This is a genomic window from Ktedonobacter racemifer DSM 44963 (assembly GCF_000178855.1).
In the GTDB taxonomy this organism is placed as follows: Bacteria; Chloroflexota; Ktedonobacteria; order Ktedonobacterales; family Ktedonobacteraceae; genus Ktedonobacter; species Ktedonobacter racemifer.
The window spans coordinates 2,343,001-2,362,295 of sequence record NZ_ADVG01000003.1 but is presented as its reverse complement, the minus strand read 5'-3'; the positions used below and the strand labels follow the sequence as shown (position 1 = coordinate 2,362,295).

Sequence of the window (19,295 nt, the reverse complement as noted above, 5' to 3'; positions counted from 1 at the left end):
CTTCTCTCTTCTCTCCTAACAATTAGTATATGAGTTACTAAATTCTTCTCAATCGCGAAAAAGACTTGACCGATCAGCAGCGCTTCATTCTCGAATCGTGGACCGGCTTCAATCCCCTGCTCCATGACTTATTCCAGGTCAAAGAACAGTTTTTTCGCATCTACGACGCTGGCTCTGCGCAAGATGCCTACGAGCGCTATCAGACCTGGCAGCAGCAAATTCCACCCACATTGGCCGAGGTGTTTCAGCCGCTCCAGCAAATCCTTTGGTGTACGACGGACGCGCCCACTGCGGCGGTCCATAGACAACAGGAGCTAGCTCGGAGGGTCGATAGACCGGATCAGGCGCCGCCTCCGCAGACTCACCCACTGATGCGGGAGCAAATTCCGTCGTGCGCATGGGCATGGGATGGAGTGCATGCCCCAATTCCCGGGCGGTGCGTTCCAGACCCATTGCGCGAGGATTTGCCAGAACTCCTGGCCCCAAGCAGTACGAGAACACCAGCGATCAGGATCTTGCTCCTGATCTTCATCAGAGAGCACGCACTCGAACGCTCCCCGGTGCAGGTAGAGGTCCACGACATCGGCAGGGGTGAACGCTTCTCCTGGCAGGGCCGTGTAGAACACCTCGTAGACCACCTCGCCGCGCGTGGTACCAACCTTCGCCTCGGCTTCAGCCGCCGGATGTGTGGCGACAATGGCCCGTGTACGTGGCCCTGCTGGGGTTAAAAGCACATCGGGGCAGTCAAAGAGCGCCCTGCTGGTTCCCGTTTCGGGATGGATCGTCTGCTGGTCTGGGGGCAGCGAGAGTTTGGCCTGGATTTCTGGGAAGTCGAGGAGGCTGTAGTCCTTGCCCCGTATCACATACGAGAGTCCAGCCAAATCGGCGACAATGACTCCATTGCCGTATTGGCCGTCCAGACGGACCACCGCCCGGCTTAGGGGAAGAGATTGAGCTTTCACATACCCACTGATCATCTTCACCGCCTGTCGCAGTTCTCCCCGGTAATCACCATTGCCTGCTCCCGACGCCCCCGAAAACGTGCCGATCCACTGGTGCGTATGGGCTTGGAGAATGGTCGTGCACGTCCGGACGACTTCCCCTCGCTTCCGTCCTGTATAACCAGGAGCGCAGATCTCGTTCAATCGGCGTTGTGCTGCTGGGAGATCAGGGGTGAAGCGCAAGGCGCGTTGGCGAGCAGTTTGTCGGGTCCCTTCGATATCAAACACCAACCAATAGGTGCCTTGCCGACCCCACAGCCCCCCCTGGTTTCTCCTCCTTCTCCAGTGGCCGAGCGAGTAGGTCTTCAAGAAACAGCGAGCGCAACGCCTCGATAGGAGCTTGCGAAAGCGCAGCAAGAAAGCGAGAGAGCGTTGAACGAGCAGGTAAGCGATCTCGTCCGAACAGGGCCATAAACATGTTGGCAAAGGGCTGCACTCGCTCATAGAAGAACGCCTCCAGCGTGTGTTCGCCACTGATCGCATAGCCCAGGAGTACGACCGCAAAGTCAAGAAGGTCGTAATGTCCAAATCGGCGCCGTGCAAAGCGCACACGCTCCTCAAGAGCCGACAGCACACCCAGATGCCGAAGATAATGCGCGATCACGGTTACCTCTCCCATCCAGGAAGGAGCGAGCTGAGGGCATGGATTGCGGCGTGATCTGGATAGTTACAGAGAAAGAGCCAGAAAGCCCCCGTGATTTATCCGGGGGATGAATGGCTCTTCCTTGTTTGGGGTGTGGGAGGCATGGGTTGATAGGTTGGGTCATCCCAGGCTAAAAAACTATCAACCGCACGTCGTACTAATTCCGCTATTGCTACCCCTTCCTGTTCGGAACGCTGACGAAGGCGTTCCATTTGTTTCTCTGTTAAATACAAATTTGTCCGTTTCATGTTTTCTCCCACAATTGACATACAGCAATGAGTGTTGTATACTCTAACATAGAAAGAGGAAAGGAGCAAGGGCGCAATGCTGATGTATGAATACAAGCTCGATGGTACCAAAGCACAATACGCGGCGATTGATGAAGCCATTCGCATTGTGCAGTTCATTCGTAATAAGTGCCTTCGTCTTTGGATGGATGACCATGCCAACAAAAATGACTTGCAATGCTATTGCGCCGTTCTTGCCAAAGCATTCCCCTTTGCTTCCTCTCTCAATTCCCAGGCACGTCAAGCGAGTGCTGACCGGGCGTGGTCTGCTATTGCTCGCTTTTATGACAACTGCAAACAGAAGAAACCAGGAAAGAAGGGATATCCCCGTTTTCAGAAAAATAACCGTTCTGTGGAGTATAAAACAACAGGATGGAAATTAGAGCCAGACGGGCGACATATTACCTTCACGGATGGGTGTGGCATTGGCAAACTTCGTTTGATTGGTACACGAGAGATTGAAACCTTTCCAGCCAAGCAGATCAAGCGAATCCATCTTGTGAGACGCGCCGATGGATACTATGTCCAGTTTGCAGTGCAGGCAGAACGACACGTTGAACACGTCCCCACAGGGAAACAGGTAGGGATTGATGTAGGCTTAAAAGCGTTCTATACGGATTCTGAAGGGGGAACTGTTGAGAATCCCCGTCACTATCGCAAAGCGGAAAAACGCCTCAAACGCTTGCAACGTCGCCTCTCGAAGAAACAAAAAAAAAGTCAGAATCGCAAAAAGGCACGCAAAGCTGTTGCCAAAGCGCATTTGAACGTCCAAAGGCAGCGTGAAGATTTTGCCAGGAAACAGGCAAACGCGCTTGTCACATCTCACGATCTGATTGCCTTTGAAGACTTGCACATACGCAACATGGTGAGAAACAGACACCTCTCAAAGAGTATCAGCGATGCTGGTTGGGGTCGTTTTTTGCACTGGGTGAACTACTACGCTGCCTTGCATCAGATCCCTGTCATGGCAGTCTCACCCCAGTTTACCAGTCAAAACTGTTCAGCGTGTGGCACGCTCGTCAAGAAAAGTTTGAGCGTGCGTACCCATGTCTGTACTAACTGTGGAGTGATCTTAGACAGGGATCAGAATGCGGCGTTGAACATTTTGCAAAAAGCGCTCAGTACCGTAGGGCATACGGGAACTGATGCACCTGTGAGTGCATGAAACGCTTCTGGACAGGATGGCCTCTACACGTCTCAGCAATGGGACGCTGCAAGCAACCTGGATGAGAGAAGAATCCCCCTGGATTTATCCGGGGGAGTGTCAATGGAGAATGCGTCATACTGAATGCGTATCCATCTTCTCTGGGAAGAGATCTCTTGAGGTCTTCCATGAAACAGATATATTTCTCCTGGCTTTTGCCTGTCCCTTTTCGTGTTCAGTCAGAAACGTTCCTCTCAGCAATCGTTCACCAGCCCTGAAACGCAAGTTGGGAGTTGTCATGACTGAGACCAATTCGCGAACTAAAACGCAACAAAGCACTCTCAATTCCCATCCTTTTCACCCGGGTTGCATATTTAGTTCGCTCCTCTCTTCTGGCCTTTCAACTTACGCAAATGCCCAGCCTCATCATAATAGCGCTTTCGCGTATCCGGGAAATACAGCAACCACAGTCCTCTCGGCCGGAGATCCTCCACCTCCACCTCAAAATACAAGTCAGCCCCTGTTTCGAAGACCAGATGGGCCACTCCTTCATTAAAGGGGTCCTCCCAACGGACCTGATACGCCAGTTGACGTTCCGTACAAGCTATTTCTGCCTCCTCTAAAGAAAGGCCGGGATGGAGTATCCAGGGATCTAATTGGATCTTTTCTCCACCAGAGGGAAGACACTCAAATAGATAATCCAGGTGTAGGGCCTCCAAATTTTTCTCCTCATCAAAGAACAGTTCCACACCACCGTAGCGCCAACACTTAGAATATCTCCAGGGAGCATCCTCTTTGCACTGCCAATGCTCGCGTTGCGAAAGAACAGCGTAGTCATCTGGCGGACCCAGGATGGCCTCTATTTGTCCACATGCCATTCCCAGGTGGAGAGGACCAAACGCCCCTGTTCGGAAAAACTCATAGAGTGAGATGGAAACTGTCATAGAGAATTGCTCTTATTTCTTTGGAGCGATATCTATATACCAGGATGTTAGGCGAACTTCGACCATGACCAAGCCGCTCTCGTTAGAGTTGATGGCATAGAGAGAGCTCCGCTCCTCCTGCACTGAAAGGTTGCGCGCCTGGATTGGAAGAATTAACCTCCACCTCCACCTCCACGAGATACGTACACATTGACCGTCATGTTCATATGTGGAGTGGTTGTGCTCGTGATATGGTAGTTCCCCTCCACGTCAAAGACCACGCTTACGGTCTGATCTGGTTGAATTACCAGCCCGTAATCGAGTTGGGCGGGATCACTCTTCCCAGGCTGGCAGTTCTGGTTAACTCCCACACAGAGAAACTGCGTGACTCCATTGGCGAGATTATGAAAATAGATCGCGTCTCCTGTGTTGATGGAGACAGAGGTGCGAGTGAAACCGGTGCTGGTCAGGCCGATGTCGGGATTAATAAGGATAGTCCAGAAAAGGAGAGCGCCGATGATTGCCAGGATTGTCAGGAAAAACAATCCTCTGTTCAGCTTGCCCATGAACGACCCTTGTTCAGCTTTGGCAAGCGCCCTGAAGAAGATCAACAGCCCGAACGTGAGCGCACCTATGATCAAGAGTGCGCCGATACTCAGCGTCTGCACCTGGAAGAAGAAGGCTGGGGGTTGAGCCCGGAAGTGCAGGACGGACAAGATGGTGAGTGTGCATGTGCCAATGAGTAAAAGGATTACCAGCCAGGTGATTCTCCTATCTTGGGCGCAAGTCCGCTGGTTCCTATTATCTTGGGGATACAGGCTCTTGAGGTTGCTCGGGTTGTATTCATTGTCAGGATGGTAGGGATCGTTGGGACTGTTCTGCGGATACTGGCTCTGCGGGTCACTCGAGTTAAACATCGTTGTACTCTTTCTCGCCCGTGCGGGACGCTTCACGTGTCGGTATTGTCAACTTAATTACAATTGTAGAGCTTATAGAAGAGAAACAGACCTCAAAGTGGGGATTGTGCCCTGTTTCTTGCCCTTGTTTATTCGAGAATTATGGCTGATATGGCATCGAAGTGGTGAAAGCTCATCAACAAAAAAATTTAAGTTGACAATACCCCTTCATCTCTTGCGCCAGGAAAAGTCGTCTCGGGTCGGCATCCATGCCAAGCGTCTCAAAGCCAGTTGGGACAACTCTTATCTCTTGCGCGTTCTTGATGGGGTTATTTAGATGCGATTGCCCTGTTAGGGAAAGGGGATGCAGGGCTCTCCCTGCCGGAGCGCGAGGTGCCCTCGCTCACTTTTCCTCTTTCCCAAAGAGGTGCCTTGAGAATGCACTAAGTACACTCATGGAAAATTTTTGGGATGAGTCCCGTTTATCAAGGGCACCCAATGCCAAAAAAGTTACTTGATTGTATTTAGGGATGAAGCTGGCCGTAGATATAGAGGATTGACTGCGAGCAAACAAAGACTTTGCCGTCAGCAACGACCGGGCGAGTGAACTTCTGGTAACTATCCAGGCCATCGCGAGCAACATTCTGCTCACTGTTGTACAGTTCTCTGTTCAAGTTGGTGGCATCATAGGCACGCAGGATTGCGGAATCTTGAGGGTTACAACCTCCACCGTGACAAAAGGCTGGCTGGAGCGCCCAGAGAATCCCTGTGCCGGCTTTGTCTCCGTCACTGGAGACAGCAATACCCGCTCCTGGATAACCGTACGTGAGCGATGTGTGCATCACTGGGGTCAGATTGAGTTGACCATTGGTCAGTTCAAAGGCTTTGATCGTGTCTCCCTGTCCAGTGTCTGCATTGGCTCCGGAAACATAAATATACTGCTTTCCACTGGGCGTGCTCCAATACACGGGTGCCATAAAGAGGCCTGGAAGCAATGCGATCTGGCTCTCCTGCACAATCCGATCAACATTGGTCTGCTGCTCCTGCGGAGAGGCGCATGACAATCCCGGAACCTCAACAAACCCACCCGGATCGTCGCGATCTACCAAATAGAGGCGCCCGCTCTTGCTGACACCCAGCATGAGATGCCGATGCCGACCCGTCTGATCTGGTAACAGGAGGTTGCCACTGGAACCCAGGTCATAGTCCCATTCCTTCAGACATTGTTGATTAAATGGAGTAAAATAATCAATTACTGAGAATTTTCCATTTATCAGGCGCAATTTGAGGAAAGAGTCACCATAGCTGGTGCGCCCGTTGAAGGGGCCATTGCTGACAATGGGATAGACATTGCCCTCGGCATCAACCGATAGTCCTGTTGTACTCTGCCATACACTGCCAGGATTCCCTGTTTCCAGGTCGTTTCCCTTGTTTTTGCCAGACGGAGCAGTATTTACATCAGCGGTTGTATTAAATGCATCGATTAATTTGAGGGTATGCGCGTCAAAAGCCATGACCCACCCGTGTTCAGCTGCGCCACTCAGTTCCAGACCCATCCAACCAGCATAAATCACCCCTTGAACCAATGCCAGACCGGTCCGCTGATACGTCGTCGCGGGACGGAAGCCCTCTGGATTGATCAGCGCGGGACTACCAGGACGTGGTTGACCATTGGTGATGTCGAGAGCATGCAGATGTTGGGACTGGAGCGAGTCGTTGGTAATAACATAGAGTGTTCCTTCACCCTGCTGTTCGAGAGCAATCACTGGCGTTCCATAAATGCCAGGGGCATGCTCACTCAAGCCCAAATTAGTTTGCCAGAGCGGACCCGTGGCATTCGCTCCTCCATCAGCATCAAAGGCGTAGACACGATCGGCGGTCGTTGCAACATACACCACGTTGTGGCTCTTTCCCCCGATTCGAACATTGGATACATAGAGCGGTTGAGCCTGAATGCTCCCTATGACAGGGAACGAGGAGAGCATGCCAAAGGTGTCTTTATTCAGATTTGCCGTTGTAAGCCTTGTCTCCTGTCTATTCTGCCCAGTGCGCTGCATGTCATAGCTGGCTGTAAGCACGTTCTTCTTACCAGATTGATTGGAAGAAGCGGTTGACAGCTGGAATGGAACCGTTACTTTTAAAATAACTGCCCCAATCACTATTACCAGAACCAGCCAGATAATACGCAGACGTACCAACTTCGCGAGAACACTTCGGGGAGAGCTGTGCATTGCTTCCATGTTCTCCTTTTCATAAAGGATGAGAATAAAAAATAAAGTAAACGATAACCTAAACTTATCCTGTCAAGCGTACCTGATTTCCCCTTGTGTGTCAATGTTTGCCGCTTTTTCGCCAGGGCAATCGCATCTAAATAAACTCATCAACAAGAAAGAGGAGGTGATAAAATAGGTCAAAAAAGCAGGAGACCAGAAGATGGGAGGGTACTGTCAAGATATCATATGCCGAAGGCACACCACCCTCTATGAAAACGGGCTACAATGAACCCCGAGGGTATTGTCAACTTGCTGAGAGGCTAAAATGTCTGGTAGACTAATCATTATGAAAACACAAGCATCTGCCCCCGTCTACAAAGGTTTTCGCTTTCCGGTTGAGATTATCAGCCATTGCATCTGGTTGTATTTCCGTTTCTCGCTGAGTTTCCGTGATATTGAAGAGCTTATGGGGCAACGTGGGATTGTATTGACCTACGAAACCATCCGGCAATGGTGTCTGAAATTTGTCAAGAAGAAAGCAGAGAGATCTTCATTATCCGTAATCTGACTTCCTTCGCCAAAAAGGTCTTGATGCGCGCGGAGGCAAGCAATTTGACCGTTGACGAATGAGCGACGGTTACACTGGTCACCAAAGGTGTAAGGCGATCATACATCTCCCAGGCGTTCGTGCTTGCTTCCAAGACGACCGCATCGGATGGAAACAGGTGTTCGCCAGGCCCATGCCCAGAACGCCTCAAAGCCGAAACGGCGTGGTGTCAGCACAACGTTCTGGTGGCCATCAACAGCTCCGACAACCAGATATGTGCGGTGGAGATCCAGGGCGACAAAACGCGTCACCCCGGCGAATCAGAAACGGAAAGCATGGAACGTTCCCTTCTTTTGAAAAACACAGTCTCAACAGAGCCATTATGAGGCACGTGTTTGTGGGCAAGAGATGAGCATTCACCGATACGAGCTCTGAAGTCTTCTCCAGTCTCAGTTGAGAGATCCGGGTGGGCAACCAAACAATGGTACGAGTTCCTACGTCTCATGCCGAAACCTCGGTTGGCCCAAACACCACATTCCCCAGAGGCGTTCCCACCTTCTCTACAGAAGGAGGATACCACCCACGTGCCTTCACCACAACATTCTAACAATGGTGTCTCAAATTTGGCCAGACGTACGCCAATGAGCTGAAACGTCGTCGTCCGAAAACGGGGGACAAGTGGCATCTGGATGAAGTGTACCTGAAGATCAATGGCAAAACCCACTCCCTATGGCGAGCTGTGAACCAGGAGGGCGATGTCCTGGATATCCTCGTGCAAAGCCGACGCAACAAACACGCGGCCAAGAAGTTTTTTCGAAAATTACTCAAAGGGCTCCAATACGTCCCACGGGTGATCATCACGGACAAGCTGGCCAGCTATGCCGCCGCAAAGAAGGAAATCCTATCGAGTGTTGAGCATCGCCAACACAAGGGGTTAAATAACCGCGCGGAACGTTCGCATCAACCGACGCGGCAACGCGAGCGCACCATGCGGCGCTTCAAATCCCCTGGCCAAGCCCAACGGTTTCTCTCCGCTTTTGGGCCGATCTTGGATCACTTTCGGCCGAAACGGCATCGTCTCACGGCTAGAGATTACCGCGCCCTCATGCAGGATCGCTTCCAGATGTGGAACGAGGTGATCGGCGGGAAAGTTGCTGCCTAACACCATACTCTCCTCTCCAACCCTCCGCTTCTTCCCTCCTCTTCTCCCTTTCCCTCAAAAAACTCTTCCATTTCTTCGTCAAGTTGACAATACCCCCTCAAAAGCTGCCGGACCATTCTGCTGAAACTCTTGCCGCCATCGACTGAGAACAGAACTGGGGGGATTGACACCTTGGGGTCTGGATTGCTCGACAAGGCTCTCTCGAAAACGTTTTTAGACAGCAGTGACCACTGGATACATCGGATCACTCGTTCCGTAGCTCCAAAGCTGTTTTCCGCTGCCCGCCTGCAAGACAAAGAGCGTCGATGGCCCAAGGATCTGCGTTACAACGGCATACGCCTGATTCTGAGAAACGGTGACAGAGAGGCCAACGGGAAGTGGAGATGGAGATGAGTGCCAGACTTCCGCGCCAGTTGCCCGATTCAGAGCGATTACTTCTCCCGGTGTGCGCTTTGATCGTGAAACAGTCAGATAAAGTGTTTGCTGGTTTACTGTGAAAGTGGAGAACACTTCTCCGCTAGCAGGCGTGTATCGTTTCAGTACATGCCCATTGCTAGCCTGCAGCGCAACTACGTCACCGGACACACCGGGTAGAGTGAATTCTTTCAAATAGAGCACCCCATTGTCCAATACTGGTTGAGATGCATACCCAGGCGCGCCCTGATACGTCCATGACGCTACTCCTGTGTTTGCGTTCAACGCGACAAAAGGCGTGTTTACGGCGCCCCATCCTATCCCCACGTAAAGAGTATTATTCGCCAGGATAGGCATGGTCATTGACTCGCCATGGCTCCAATAACGCCAGACCAGGCGCCCCGTCCGAGGGTTCAGTGCTACCAGATCGTCCACAGCATGAATACCCTCCACCCGGCGGATTTCGAGATAGACCTGACCTTGCACGATAATCGTATGTGTCTGTCCTGTCTGATAATCTATCTGATTATAATAAGCCATATCTCCGTCGTCTGGTTGGTATTGCCAGAGTTGGTGCCCATCGCTGGCGCTTAAAGCAAGCAAGGCCTTCCCATTGCTCAGATACAGAACATGATCCGCAACCGTTGCGAGCGAGAGCTGACCTGCGAGAGAGACCTTCCAGAGTTGGTGCCCATCGCTGGCCCCCAGGGCGACAACAAATCCCTGATATGCGGAAGGGGAACCAGGAGAGGAGGGTGAAGAAGGTGGAGAATCGATATTCCCAGTAAAAGTATACGCACTGATATAGATCACGCCATTGGCAAGAGTCAGCGGATCTCCCAGCGTAGAAGCCTCTTTCCATCCCCAACTCCACTGCACCGTGCCATTTGCCAGGCTCAATGCCTCCAGGGTATAGGTGAATCCATTCGGGGTGTATCCGACCGGTGTCTGCGTAAGAATATAAACGAGGCCATTGGAAACCAACGGGGCAAATGCAGTTATGCCTGTCCGATACGTGTTTCTGCTTATCTGATGACTGTACAAGTCTGTCTGATACCGCCAGATCTGTTTGCCAGTATCTTTATCAAACAGGGCTACGAAGGCTGGTCCTGTAACCAGAACATCGTTAACTGAACTGGCGCTTGTTCGGATGAAAAACCACACGCCAGATCCCAGGAGCAAAGCCACTGTCAATGAGAGAATGATTACCCAGATCAAGTGCAATTTGATCCAGCCAGACACTCGATGCATAGAGAACAGTTTCCTTTCAGATCATCTGGTATTTGTTTATACGTTCAATCGAGAGTTTGCCTCACACAATCAGTGCAAAGATCATCAAGCTTCTCATGCCCATGTGCGTTCAAAGAGATCCCTTGATCCATGCTGGCGGAAGCGCGCCCCACCCCATGAATCATCCCTCGTTTTTTTGCACAGGTCCCATGCTTCCTTTTTCTTGGGGGATTGGGTTGTCAATCCCAGGATTCTGCGGGCGAAACGGGCACAACGCTTGGGTGGGCAAGCGACCTGGAGAAACCTGGCCTTTCAGCGTGAAACGACCCGCAGATTGGTCTCATTTGGTAAATGACCTACCATGTAAGCAACTTTTGCCCTCAAACATGAGCAGTTGCCCTCAATCTTGAGCAGCGCAACCATTGGTAACGGATCAAGCCGCTCCACAAGCGAATGGTTGCAAATCGTTTTTGTAAATGAGGAAGGAGGAAAGAGATCCTTCATTTTTCTGTTACGCTGTAAAAGCTGAGTAGCAAAAACCTTGGGTTTCTTGAGATGTATCCATGCATCGAGGGGCAGCCAACGCTCTTCATTTACGTGCGAGAAAGGCATAGAGCGTTAGCCAGCAGATATGAGCAATCGCCCACACGGTCCTCATACGCTCCAATTTCCTTCCTGAATAATAACTGCGTGTGGTTTCCTTCCCCCCTCAACACCGATGCGAGGAGGAAACAGACGTGTCCCGGAACCCGCGTACAGGCTGTAAATTTTGGAATTCCGTGGGTCTCCCGCTGGTTTGGTGAAGGATGAGCTTTTGTGAGAAGCAGATTGACACCATGTGATAGAGTGCTCCAGAAAAATGATCTTTCGTTGCTACTTCAATAGGAGCCATGTGTTGATTGGAGTGTCATCCCTTCTCTCTCTCTTCCCGAAGGGCTACATGTTGAGCGGATAGAACTGAAAGGAGACCTCCTGATCATTGCCATTGTTTCCGTTCTTCCCTCCTCTTGTTGCCCACGCTGCTCTCAAGCATCATCTCAGGTCCATAGTTGGTATCAGCGGAGGCTGCGAGATGTTCCTTGTGCAGGCCGTCGGGTCGTCCTTCATCTCTCTGTCCGCAAGTTCTTTTGCCGCAATCCTGACTGCGCTCACAAAATTTTTACAGAAAACGAGCCAGAAAGCCCCCGTGATTTATCCGGGGGATGAATGGCTCTTCCTTGTTTGGGGTGGATTGGGTGGAGTTGGCTGATAGGACGGATCGTACCACATAAGAAACGCATCCACGGCACGCCGTACTAATTCTGCAACTGGAACACCCTCTTTCTCGGCTTGCTCATGTAATTTTTCGTGTTGTTTTTCATTCAGATAAATGTTGGTACGTCTCACTCTTTCACCTCTTGCATACATCAGAACTCTGATGTATAATTATAGCAGAGTATGAGGAAAGGAGCAAGAGGCGCAATGCTGATCTACGAATACAAGCTTGATGGCACGAAGGCACAATACGCCGCCATTGATGAAGCTATTCGCAGTGTGCAATTCATTCGCAATACGTGTTTGCGTCTCTGGATGGATGACTACGCAACCAGGAATGACTTGCAACTGTATTGCGCCGTCCTTGCCAAAGAACACCCCTTTGTCTTTTCGCTCAATTCTCAGGCTCGTCAAGCCAGTGCGGATCGGGCGTGGTCTGCCATTGTACGCTTCTATGACAACTGCAAAAACAAGAAGCCGGGCAAGAAGGGGTATCCCTGCTTCCAGAAAAATAACCGCTCTGTGAAGTACAAACAAACGGGCTGGAAACTTGACCCTGATGGCAAGCACATCACCTTCACTGATGGCTGTGGGATTGGTCGTTTGCGTTTGATTGGGAGTCGTGATCTTGCTACCCGCCCCATCCCCGCTATCACGCGTGTTCGTCTCATTCGGCGTGCAGACGGCTATTATGCTCAGTTTTGCATCCAGGCACACCGAAGGGTAGAGCATGTTCCCACTGGCAAACAGGTCGGGATCGACGTTGGTTTGAAGGCGTTCTCTACCGATTCTGAGGGAAACACCATCGAGAATCCCCGCCACTACCGCAAGACTGAAAAACGCCTCAAACGCTTGCAACGTCGCCTCTCACGCAAGCAGAAGAAGAGCAAAAACCGAAAAAAACTAGGACGGCAAGCCTGATCTGAAGAGACTTTGTTCCAATGAAGCAAGATAGACCTGTGGATCACGACGAAAGCGAAGTTGCTTGCGACGGCCCTCGTGGCGATAGTCGAGCGTCTGACGCAGGGCACGCCAGGAGGTGACATCGGAGGGGTGAAGTTCAGATGCCGAAACGGAAATGATTCGACTGGCTCCTGCGGCGACCACGCGCACTGAGCCGCGCACCACCAGGATCGGGGACGCCCGCTTCCGTCCCGTAACCCGTCGCTCCACGTGGCGTGCCGTACCGAAGAACTGCTCCAGATCATTGTTGGTCCGAGGCAAATCTTTGACTTGGTAACACTGAAACAGTCCCTCCCCATAACTGGCGGTCACTTTGCAGAAGTGGGCGACTACTGGTGCAAGAGTGCCAAGTTGCTCCTGCTGCTTTTTCATCGTCGTAAGCAACTGCTCATAAGCTTGCTTGAGTGCAGTCACCTCGCGTTGTTCGGTATTGGCAAGCAGGTGGGCCGCCTGATGCACCCACGCATAGGCTTGTTGAATGGCAGGCCAGAGGTTCTCAGTAGCTGTCAGTCCAGCTTGTACGAGTTGTTGGAGATGGCTGAGTTCGTTAGGAAGCCCCTTTTTTCCGCGACCCGTTTGATGGAGTCGTCGATGACCCGGAGTCGCTCTTCTAACTGAAGTCCATCGGCATCTAGAGGTGGTTTCCCGTCATCAGTGAGCGCACTCCTGACTGCTAGGCAGTAGCCGCGGACGGCCTCAGCTTCCTCATCTGTCCGCCCTTCCAAAGCCCGCTCAATCGGACGCACCCCACGCATGTGCTTTTTGAGTTCTTTCTTGGCATGGAGGTCTGCGGCAGCAATCGGTTTGGCGGCCTCACGCAGGTAATGAAAGTGGCATAATTGGTGAGGAATACCCGGCAGTGCGCTCGCCACCGCGTTGCGGATGGAACGTTGCCCATCGGTGATCACTCCTGCAATGCGGATGTCGAGCTGCTGGCACACACTTGCTGCTTCCTCCAGCAGCGGAACCAGATCCTTCTCCGTTGCCCCCAACAGACTCCGTGCCACGAGCACCTCTCCTGAACAGCAATCGCGCAATACCCACAACACCTCGTGTCCGACATCCGGCTGCAATCCATCGAGCGCCAGAATGACTTGCTTCTGGTCTTTGAGCCGCTCACGCAGCCGTTTGTGGTCGGCCAGGTACAACGCGATCAGCTCTTCATAGCGATAGAGCTGATTGGTGACGGTGCGCTGGGCCACCTGGATTCCTCGGCGCATCAGTTCCTCGTGAATTTGCGGGATACTGCTTTGCTGCTGATAGCGCAGGACACCGACCAGGGCGATCACATCCAAGCCAAATTCTCCATGGGGCAACGCCCATCTGCCCTCTTCTTCTGGTCTCGTCGGCTGATGAAAACGCGGACATGCGGTGTTTCGACAGCGATAGACCTGGAGAGTTAACTGCGTGACTCCTTGTAAGGTCGTCACTGTCCGGTGACTATGATGCCCCATCCGCATTCAGCTCCCGCACTCTCGACAGATAATCTGAAGCGGTGCATTTACCACCTGTCGGGTGGATGGTGGACGCGCTTGCTTTCTTGCCACAGAGGACCTCCTACTCAACCTTCCTCTCATGCCTTGATACATCGTTGCCGGCATCTTCCCAGCTCGCTCCCTCTCATTGCATGACGGAAAACATCTCAACCAATTTTTACGATTTCTTCGCCTCTTAACAGAAGTGCCTCGTGATCCTTCAGCCGCTTCACCTTCACATGAAAACCCCTTTCAAATATCTGGAGTCGCTCTTCTATGGACAATTGACCTGGAAAGACATCTGCTCTATCAACGTGAGGCATGAAGAGAAACGAGAAAAGTCCCAGCGCGAAAGTATTTTCTAATTTCGTAATGGTTCGTAATGCCGGCGTAAAATGCTGAACAATTTCAAGATGAGGACCCAGAACGATGGCGCCAGCACTGACTCCCACGATCATCCCTCCGCTGGCCGCCTTCCTCGTAATAACCTCATCAGCTCCAGAATTTCTCAAGTGCTCCAGCAAATAAAAAGGATTGCCGCCTCCAATGTAGATAATATCGTATTCTTTTAATTGTGACACGTTGTCACATTCTATGTCTATTACATCTGTTGTTTTAAAACCCCATTTTATAAACTGATTTTTTGCTTCTATGATGAATGGATGCTTTCCTTTGAGATTCACGGCCGCCGTTGGAATAAAGGCGACTTTTTGAGTGAGGGGCGAAACGGGAAATAGCCTGAAAAATGCCTGCTCAATCGCTTCGGTTGCAAACCCTTTTGAAGTGAGGAGGATGCGTTTCATAGAAAAATTCTCTCTATGCCCTTTTTGTTCATTGCTTGAGTACAATTCTTTTGATTGTCATGCGACCATTCTATCAGGGATTTGACATCGAACCCCTACAGGATCTAGTCTATCACCTTCAGATCAGGTTTGCTATCCTTGTTTTTTTGCGCAGGTAATTCTACAAATAGTCACATTACCAAAGTTTGGTAATCTTGAGCTACTTAAGAGCGGAGAGCGTCTTTTCTTTGTTCTCGAACGCGAGTACTGATTCTCACCCACGTGATTCCCTCTCTCGCCCTTCAATCGTTTCGGGACATCTGCTCTCCTCCCTCGCCAAGACGTCCTAACATCTGGTTTTAAAAGCGCATTGACATATCAAATACAATTTACTACAGAACATTGAAATTACCTTTTAAGGGGGGGGTAATGTTGCATGCAAGAATGGAATGCATTGATTGACAAATTTACCAAAGTTACTGATCGATTGGGTATGCCAATTGATACTGATATTTTTGAAACTGTTGTGGCTTTGAATGCTCTAGGCATTACCACAACTCAATCTTGTGGCGGTCATATTGACGAAAGAGGCTTCTTGTTACCATGGGTTGATATCGAAATGAGGAACCCTACGAGTAGAGAATTACACAAGCAATACATCATTGTGAGCGACGAAGTTGATAAATTACAGCGAGAAGTGAAGGGACTCAGAGAAAAACAAGTCGATCTCTCTGTGATTGAAGAGGCTCAGACCCGTGTCAATGAGAAGTATGAGGAGAGACACCTCCTCAACATCCAGATACGAATGCAACAATGTGCGATGCGCGATAGGTTGGTTGATTGCCTTTCACGATTCTACGAAGGCCGTGTCGTCTCGTTTGATCGAAGACTGATACTCCACCGCTTAGGCAATAGTCGAACACGTATGGAAAACCAGGGCGCTCATGATTTTTACTTGGGGGCTCCTCTGGATATACAGCAACAAAAGCTTGCCGAGTACCAGGAAGAGATGCGGGATTTTACCCGTTTTCTCAAACACATCTACTTTTCTCAACGAACGGAAAATCCGCTGCCATAAATTGCAGTCTATGAAATCTCCTCTTGAGAGACCTCCTCTGTTGTAGCTCTTTGTGCAAGATAGTTGCGCAAACCTTCTATGGCTATTTTCCGCATACTGCACCAATCTTTTTCTTCCGGCGACATCTCAGCGAATGTCTTTTCGTGCCCATCTGGTTGAAATATGGCATCCTCCCCAAAGCCATCAGTACCTCGTGTCGGCACGACTGTTCCAGCGAGAGATCCTTCAAAAAAGTGGACATTACCATTTTCTTCGGCATACCCAATGCATGTTCTCGCCGTTGCTCTTGTGCTCTTGAAGGTTTTCCGCCAGTGCATAGATTCCTTTAATCCCTATGGCCTTCACAAACCATTTCACCAATGGTCCAGGCAACCCATTCATCGCGTCGAGAGACAGTGATGTATCCTCTACGATGAAGGAACCCGACTGGTGCTTTTTAGCCTCCATAAGCTTCGCAAGGATGATCTTATGCGCATCAATCTCCTGAATTTCTGGAAGCTCCATATCGATACCTTGGATTGCTGGTATCAATGCCCTGACCTCACGGAGTTTCTCCTTGTTTCCTGTAATAAACAGTATTTTATCCATGCGCATCCTCTTGCTTGTCAAGTTGTAAATAGAGTAAGATCAGATAAGATCTTACTACACCTGGCGGTAAAAAGACAGCTAGCAAAGAACAAGGAAAGACTTTTCGACCACCTTGAAAACAAAGGGAGTGCATTATCTAGCGGCCATCCGTCTTGACCATAAACCAGATCCGACTTCTCGAGAAGAGTTTGTTGACCAAAGTGAGAAGGTAGAATTTGCTATGAAGTCGAAAGAGCTAAAGGGCACTATCCGAGTCACGCAACCGCCAATGTCTTATTTGGTAGCTGGCAGGCTGGCACGAGGTTCTGATACCGTAGAGCAGCCCATCTTTGAAGCAAGAAGAGAGCTACAATGTATTCGTTGTCACAGAATTCTTTCTGTAGGTGAACATTTCACGAAGCAACGAAGCCCTCATCTCGGGCTGAAGAACCGAAAGCAGCACCCTTGTTGTCAGCAATGTTACCCGTTTGAAGAAGTTATGGACACAAGGCCGCCCATTTGTTCTTGATTCGATAGGTGTTCTCTTGGCGAGGAAGAAACAACTGATGAACCCAAGGGCTTATGAGAGCAAGCGTTGTCTGACACAGAAGGAGGGTATTGTCAACTTAAATTTTTCTCTTGACGAGCTTTCACCACTGAACCTTCATTTGAGGCCTTTCAGAGGGCTTTCTTCTGAGAAGATTTTGGGCCGGTGCCCCACTTTTCTCCAGAATTTCTGGCAATAAACTTAACAATTATCTTTAAGTTGACAATACTTGCTCAAGCCGGGAAAGTCCGCGACCGCCGAGGAATTGATCGCGCATTGCCGGGCAAAGATTGCCGGCTATAAGGTGCCGCGCTCGCTCGAACTTATGGACGAGCTGCCCAAAAACGCGGCGGGCAAAATTCTCAAGCGCAGCCTGCGCGAGAAACACTGGCAGGGGCACACTCGTGACACTCCGCGTCGGCTAAAGCCGAGCAGCTTCTGACACTGTGCCGTAGTCGGATTCGTGAGATATGTGGCGTAGCCACTACTCAAAGTGAATCCGTAGTTGGGACGCAATATCTGAGAGGGGCGCGCCCATCCGGCGCCTTCCTCTCTGGGCGGTGCCATGCCCGTTGGCATGATCTCCACGCCTTGCCGCAGGGAGAGATGGTCCCAGCTGGCGTTTGGCATCCTGGGAGATCCCAACACCTGAGCCTTTCGGCTCCCTCTTCGCACGTCGCGTCAGAGCATGAGGCTTTTCCTTCAAAGGTGCTTGCGTACGCTCGATCAAGCGCTGTCCGACTCTCAGGCTGGCATTTCTGTCGGCATGGTCGCGCATCTGGCACTGTGGACAGAAGCAGAGGGCGGCGCCGGGAGTATAGCCCTCCTGGGGTTGTCCCTGGTTGTAGCGCACGACCAGGCCATGACAACGATGGCATTCCCGGCTGGTATTGCGCGGATTGACACTGGTCGTGATGATACCGCCTGCATTCCACGCCTTATACTTTGAGTAGCGGAAGATGCGCCCCTTCATCCAGAAGGCGCGTTTCCTATTGCTACGGCGGGAATATTTGCCCTTCTCTGGTTTGAGAGTCCCCAGGTGTTCAAAAACCAGTATGCTTGCTCCGTTCTTTCGAGCGAACTGGACAATGCGGCTGCTCACCAGGTGCGCGATCTGTTCGTCCACGTGCCTGATTTTGGCCCAGAGGTCGGCATTGTCCTGTTCGTTCTCGGCAATGATGCCAGTCTGAGATCGGTTGCGTGCAATACGTCCAAGCAGTTGCTTCCTACAGCCCGATACCGCTGTGCCATTCCCAATGAAGGAAGTAGCCAGGATGGTGCCGTCAACGGTCTGGACGCTGCACACAGCGAGATGCTTGTCGAGATTGAGATCCACCGCGCAGAGACGTGTATCGGCGGCGGTGAGTTGCTCTCTGACGTTTGCGGGCGCCTCGAATGTCTTTTCGAGAGGGGTATGCAACCACCAGCGATCTCCCTTGCGCACGAGTTGCGGACTGCCCATCAGATCACCATCAGGGAGATCGCGACCGAGCGTGTGTAGTTTGAGCCAGGACCAGCACGAGCCGGTCCAGACTTTGAGCATGATAGAATGGGTACAACGCTCGCGCCAAAGGCTTGCGTAGAAGGGAGCTGACTTCTTCCAGGATCGGGGCGGGACTGGTGGCCGCACCCTGAACGGCCTCCTCTTGCCCTTCTTCGTTTGTTTGGCTTCGTGTTTCTCCTTCCGTGCTCGCCATGTTTTGAGAGAGGAGAAGAAGGAGCGAGCCGAGCCGAGCGCGGCATTGATAGCAGCGCGTCGGAACATCGCAGGGATATCTGGCGCGAGATCGGTGAGCGGCATGATCGGATGGGGGTTGGACTCCGTTGTATGCGTGAGTTTCTCCAGGGCCGTGAGGGCCTCCTTCTTTTTGAGGGTAAGAAGACCTTCGTGTGCCTGGATGACTTCAAAATAAAAGGCCACGACCCGATTGAAGAGGACCTGATTTGCCGCGAAGTAGGCAGCATACTGCGGCGGATAGTGTAACGCTTGTCTGATGGTTTTCGTGGCTTTTGCCATGTTCAGTCCCTTCTCTCGCAAAATATATTGTATCTCTCTTCGAGAATACCAGACTGATGTGAAATTGTCAAACATACGTTCTATAGAGTACGCTCTTTTATAAGGGCTCAAGCCCAATAACACGCCTGACCACGGTCTAAAGAACCGTGGCT

General features: G+C 51.1%; 15 protein-coding genes and 5 pseudogenes. 8 read left to right on the top strand and 12 right to left on the bottom strand.

Features of this window, described 5'->3' with window-relative positions; translation table 11 throughout:
• Nucleotides 1–65: 65 nt before the first annotated feature.
• Nucleotides 66–203: pseudogene (locus KRAC_RS80030) on the top strand (hypothetical protein); the annotation flags it as partial.
• Nucleotides 204–314: 111 nt separating this feature from the next.
• Here the strand turns inward: KRAC_RS80030 and KRAC_RS76855 are convergent.
• The 3 genes from KRAC_RS76855 to KRAC_RS67215 form a co-directional block, all read right to left on the bottom strand.
• Entirely contained in the window at nt 315–1,229 is a 915-nt protein-coding gene (locus KRAC_RS76855; protein WP_040445718.1) for a hypothetical protein, read from the bottom strand.
• The gene (locus KRAC_RS39400; RefSeq protein WP_040445717.1) at nt 1,222–1,605 is read right to left on the bottom strand and encodes a hypothetical protein; all 384 of its coding nucleotides are present in this window, start codon (nt 1,603–1,605) and stop codon (nt 1,222–1,224) included. Before KRAC_RS39400 ends, KRAC_RS76855 begins: the two co-directional genes overlap by 8 nt.
• A 95-nt stretch (nt 1,606–1,700) precedes the next feature.
• Complete coding sequence (locus tag KRAC_RS67215; RefSeq protein WP_007917043.1) at nt 1,701–1,892, bottom strand: ribbon-helix-helix domain-containing protein; 192 nt, start codon at nt 1,890–1,892, stop codon at nt 1,701–1,703.
• Between the two features lie 76 nt (nt 1,893–1,968).
• Between KRAC_RS67215 and KRAC_RS39395 the strand changes: the two genes are divergently transcribed.
• Nucleotides 1,969–3,096, top strand: a complete 1,128-nt coding sequence (locus tag KRAC_RS39395) for an RNA-guided endonuclease InsQ/TnpB family protein (RefSeq protein WP_007917042.1) — start codon at nt 1,969–1,971, stop codon at nt 3,094–3,096.
• 353 nt (nt 3,097–3,449) lie between these two features.
• Here KRAC_RS39395 and KRAC_RS39390 read toward each other — a convergent pair whose 3' ends face one another.
• From KRAC_RS39390 to KRAC_RS39380, 3 genes are all read right to left on the bottom strand, one after another.
• The gene (locus KRAC_RS39390) at nt 3,450–4,019 is read right to left on the bottom strand and encodes a hypothetical protein (protein WP_007917041.1); all 570 of its coding nucleotides are present in this window, start codon (nt 4,017–4,019) and stop codon (nt 3,450–3,452) included.
• 152 nt (nt 4,020–4,171) lie between these two features.
• Nucleotides 4,172–4,915 carry a cupredoxin domain-containing protein gene (locus KRAC_RS39385; RefSeq protein WP_007917040.1) on the bottom strand — a complete coding sequence of 248 codons (744 nt, stop codon included), beginning with the start codon at nt 4,913–4,915 and terminating at the stop codon, nt 4,172–4,174.
• Between the two features lie 503 nt (nt 4,916–5,418).
• Nucleotides 5,419–7,134 carry a PQQ-binding-like beta-propeller repeat protein gene (locus tag KRAC_RS39380; RefSeq protein WP_157507585.1) on the bottom strand — a complete coding sequence of 572 codons (1,716 nt, stop codon included), beginning with the start codon at nt 7,132–7,134 and terminating at the stop codon, nt 5,419–5,421.
• Between the two features lie 319 nt (nt 7,135–7,453).
• On the opposite strand from KRAC_RS39380, the pseudogene KRAC_RS72220 reads away from it, so the two are divergent.
• Nucleotides 7,454–7,633, top strand: a pseudogene (locus tag KRAC_RS72220) (IS6 family transposase); the annotation flags it as partial.
• A 628-nt stretch (nt 7,634–8,261) separates the two neighbouring features.
• Nucleotides 8,262–8,816, top strand: a pseudogene (locus KRAC_RS39370) (IS6 family transposase); the annotation flags it as partial.
• Nucleotides 8,817–9,029: 213 nt separating this feature from the next.
• Here KRAC_RS39370 and KRAC_RS39365 read toward each other — a convergent pair.
• Nucleotides 9,030–10,481 (bottom strand): outer membrane protein assembly factor BamB family protein, encoded by a 1,452-nt coding sequence (locus KRAC_RS39365; RefSeq protein WP_007917037.1) that lies wholly within the window; start codon nt 10,479–10,481, stop codon nt 9,030–9,032.
• 888 nt (nt 10,482–11,369) lie between these two features.
• Here KRAC_RS39365 and KRAC_RS80025 point away from each other — a divergent pair.
• Nucleotides 11,370–11,666 carry a transposase family protein gene (locus KRAC_RS80025; RefSeq protein WP_083815063.1) on the top strand — a complete coding sequence of 99 codons (297 nt, stop codon included), beginning with the start codon at nt 11,370–11,372 and terminating at the stop codon, nt 11,664–11,666.
• Here KRAC_RS80025 and KRAC_RS67205 read toward each other — a convergent pair.
• Complete coding sequence (locus KRAC_RS67205; RefSeq protein ID WP_236601625.1) at nt 11,652–11,867, bottom strand: ribbon-helix-helix domain-containing protein; 216 nt, start codon at nt 11,865–11,867, stop codon at nt 11,652–11,654. The genes KRAC_RS80025 and KRAC_RS67205 overlap by 15 nt on opposite strands.
• Before the next feature lie 54 nt (nt 11,868–11,921).
• Between KRAC_RS67205 and KRAC_RS39355 the strand changes: the two are divergent.
• A pseudogene (locus KRAC_RS39355) lies at nt 11,922–12,632 on the top strand (RNA-guided endonuclease InsQ/TnpB family protein); the annotation flags it as partial.
• Here the strand turns inward: KRAC_RS39355 and KRAC_RS69570 are convergent.
• A protein-coding gene (locus KRAC_RS69570; RefSeq protein WP_085954425.1) for a transposase occupies nt 12,618–14,137 on the bottom strand; the annotation gives its coding sequence in 2 pieces (ribosomal slippage) (nt 12,618–13,237 and nt 13,237–14,137; 1,521 coding nt in all). The pseudogene KRAC_RS39355 and the gene KRAC_RS69570 overlap by 15 nt on opposite strands.
• 182 nt (nt 14,138–14,319) lie before the next feature.
• Nucleotides 14,320–14,955 (bottom strand): Type 1 glutamine amidotransferase-like domain-containing protein, encoded by a 636-nt coding sequence (locus tag KRAC_RS39345; RefSeq protein WP_007917030.1) that lies wholly within the window; start codon nt 14,953–14,955, stop codon nt 14,320–14,322.
• Between the two features lie 415 nt (nt 14,956–15,370).
• Here KRAC_RS39345 and KRAC_RS39340 point away from each other — a divergent pair, with 415 nt between their 5' ends.
• Entirely contained in the window at nt 15,371–16,012 is a 642-nt protein-coding gene (locus KRAC_RS39340; protein WP_007917028.1) for a hypothetical protein, read from the top strand.
• Between the two features lie 8 nt (nt 16,013–16,020).
• Here KRAC_RS39340 and KRAC_RS80020 read toward each other — a convergent pair.
• A pseudogene (locus tag KRAC_RS80020) lies at nt 16,021–16,600 on the bottom strand (non-canonical purine NTP pyrophosphatase).
• 755 nt (nt 16,601–17,355) lie between these two features.
• On the opposite strand from KRAC_RS80020, the gene KRAC_RS67195 reads away from it, so the two are divergent.
• Nucleotides 17,356–17,568 (top strand): AMP-binding enzyme, encoded by a 213-nt coding sequence (locus KRAC_RS67195; RefSeq protein WP_075164466.1) that lies wholly within the window; start codon nt 17,356–17,358, stop codon nt 17,566–17,568.
• A gap of 42 nt (nt 17,569–17,610) precedes the next feature.
• On the opposite strand, the gene KRAC_RS39325 is transcribed toward KRAC_RS67195, so the two are convergent.
• Nucleotides 17,611–19,143 (bottom strand): zinc ribbon domain-containing protein, encoded by a 1,533-nt coding sequence (locus KRAC_RS39325; RefSeq protein WP_007917021.1) that lies wholly within the window; start codon nt 19,141–19,143, stop codon nt 17,611–17,613.
• Nucleotides 19,144–19,295: the final 152 nt, after the last annotated feature.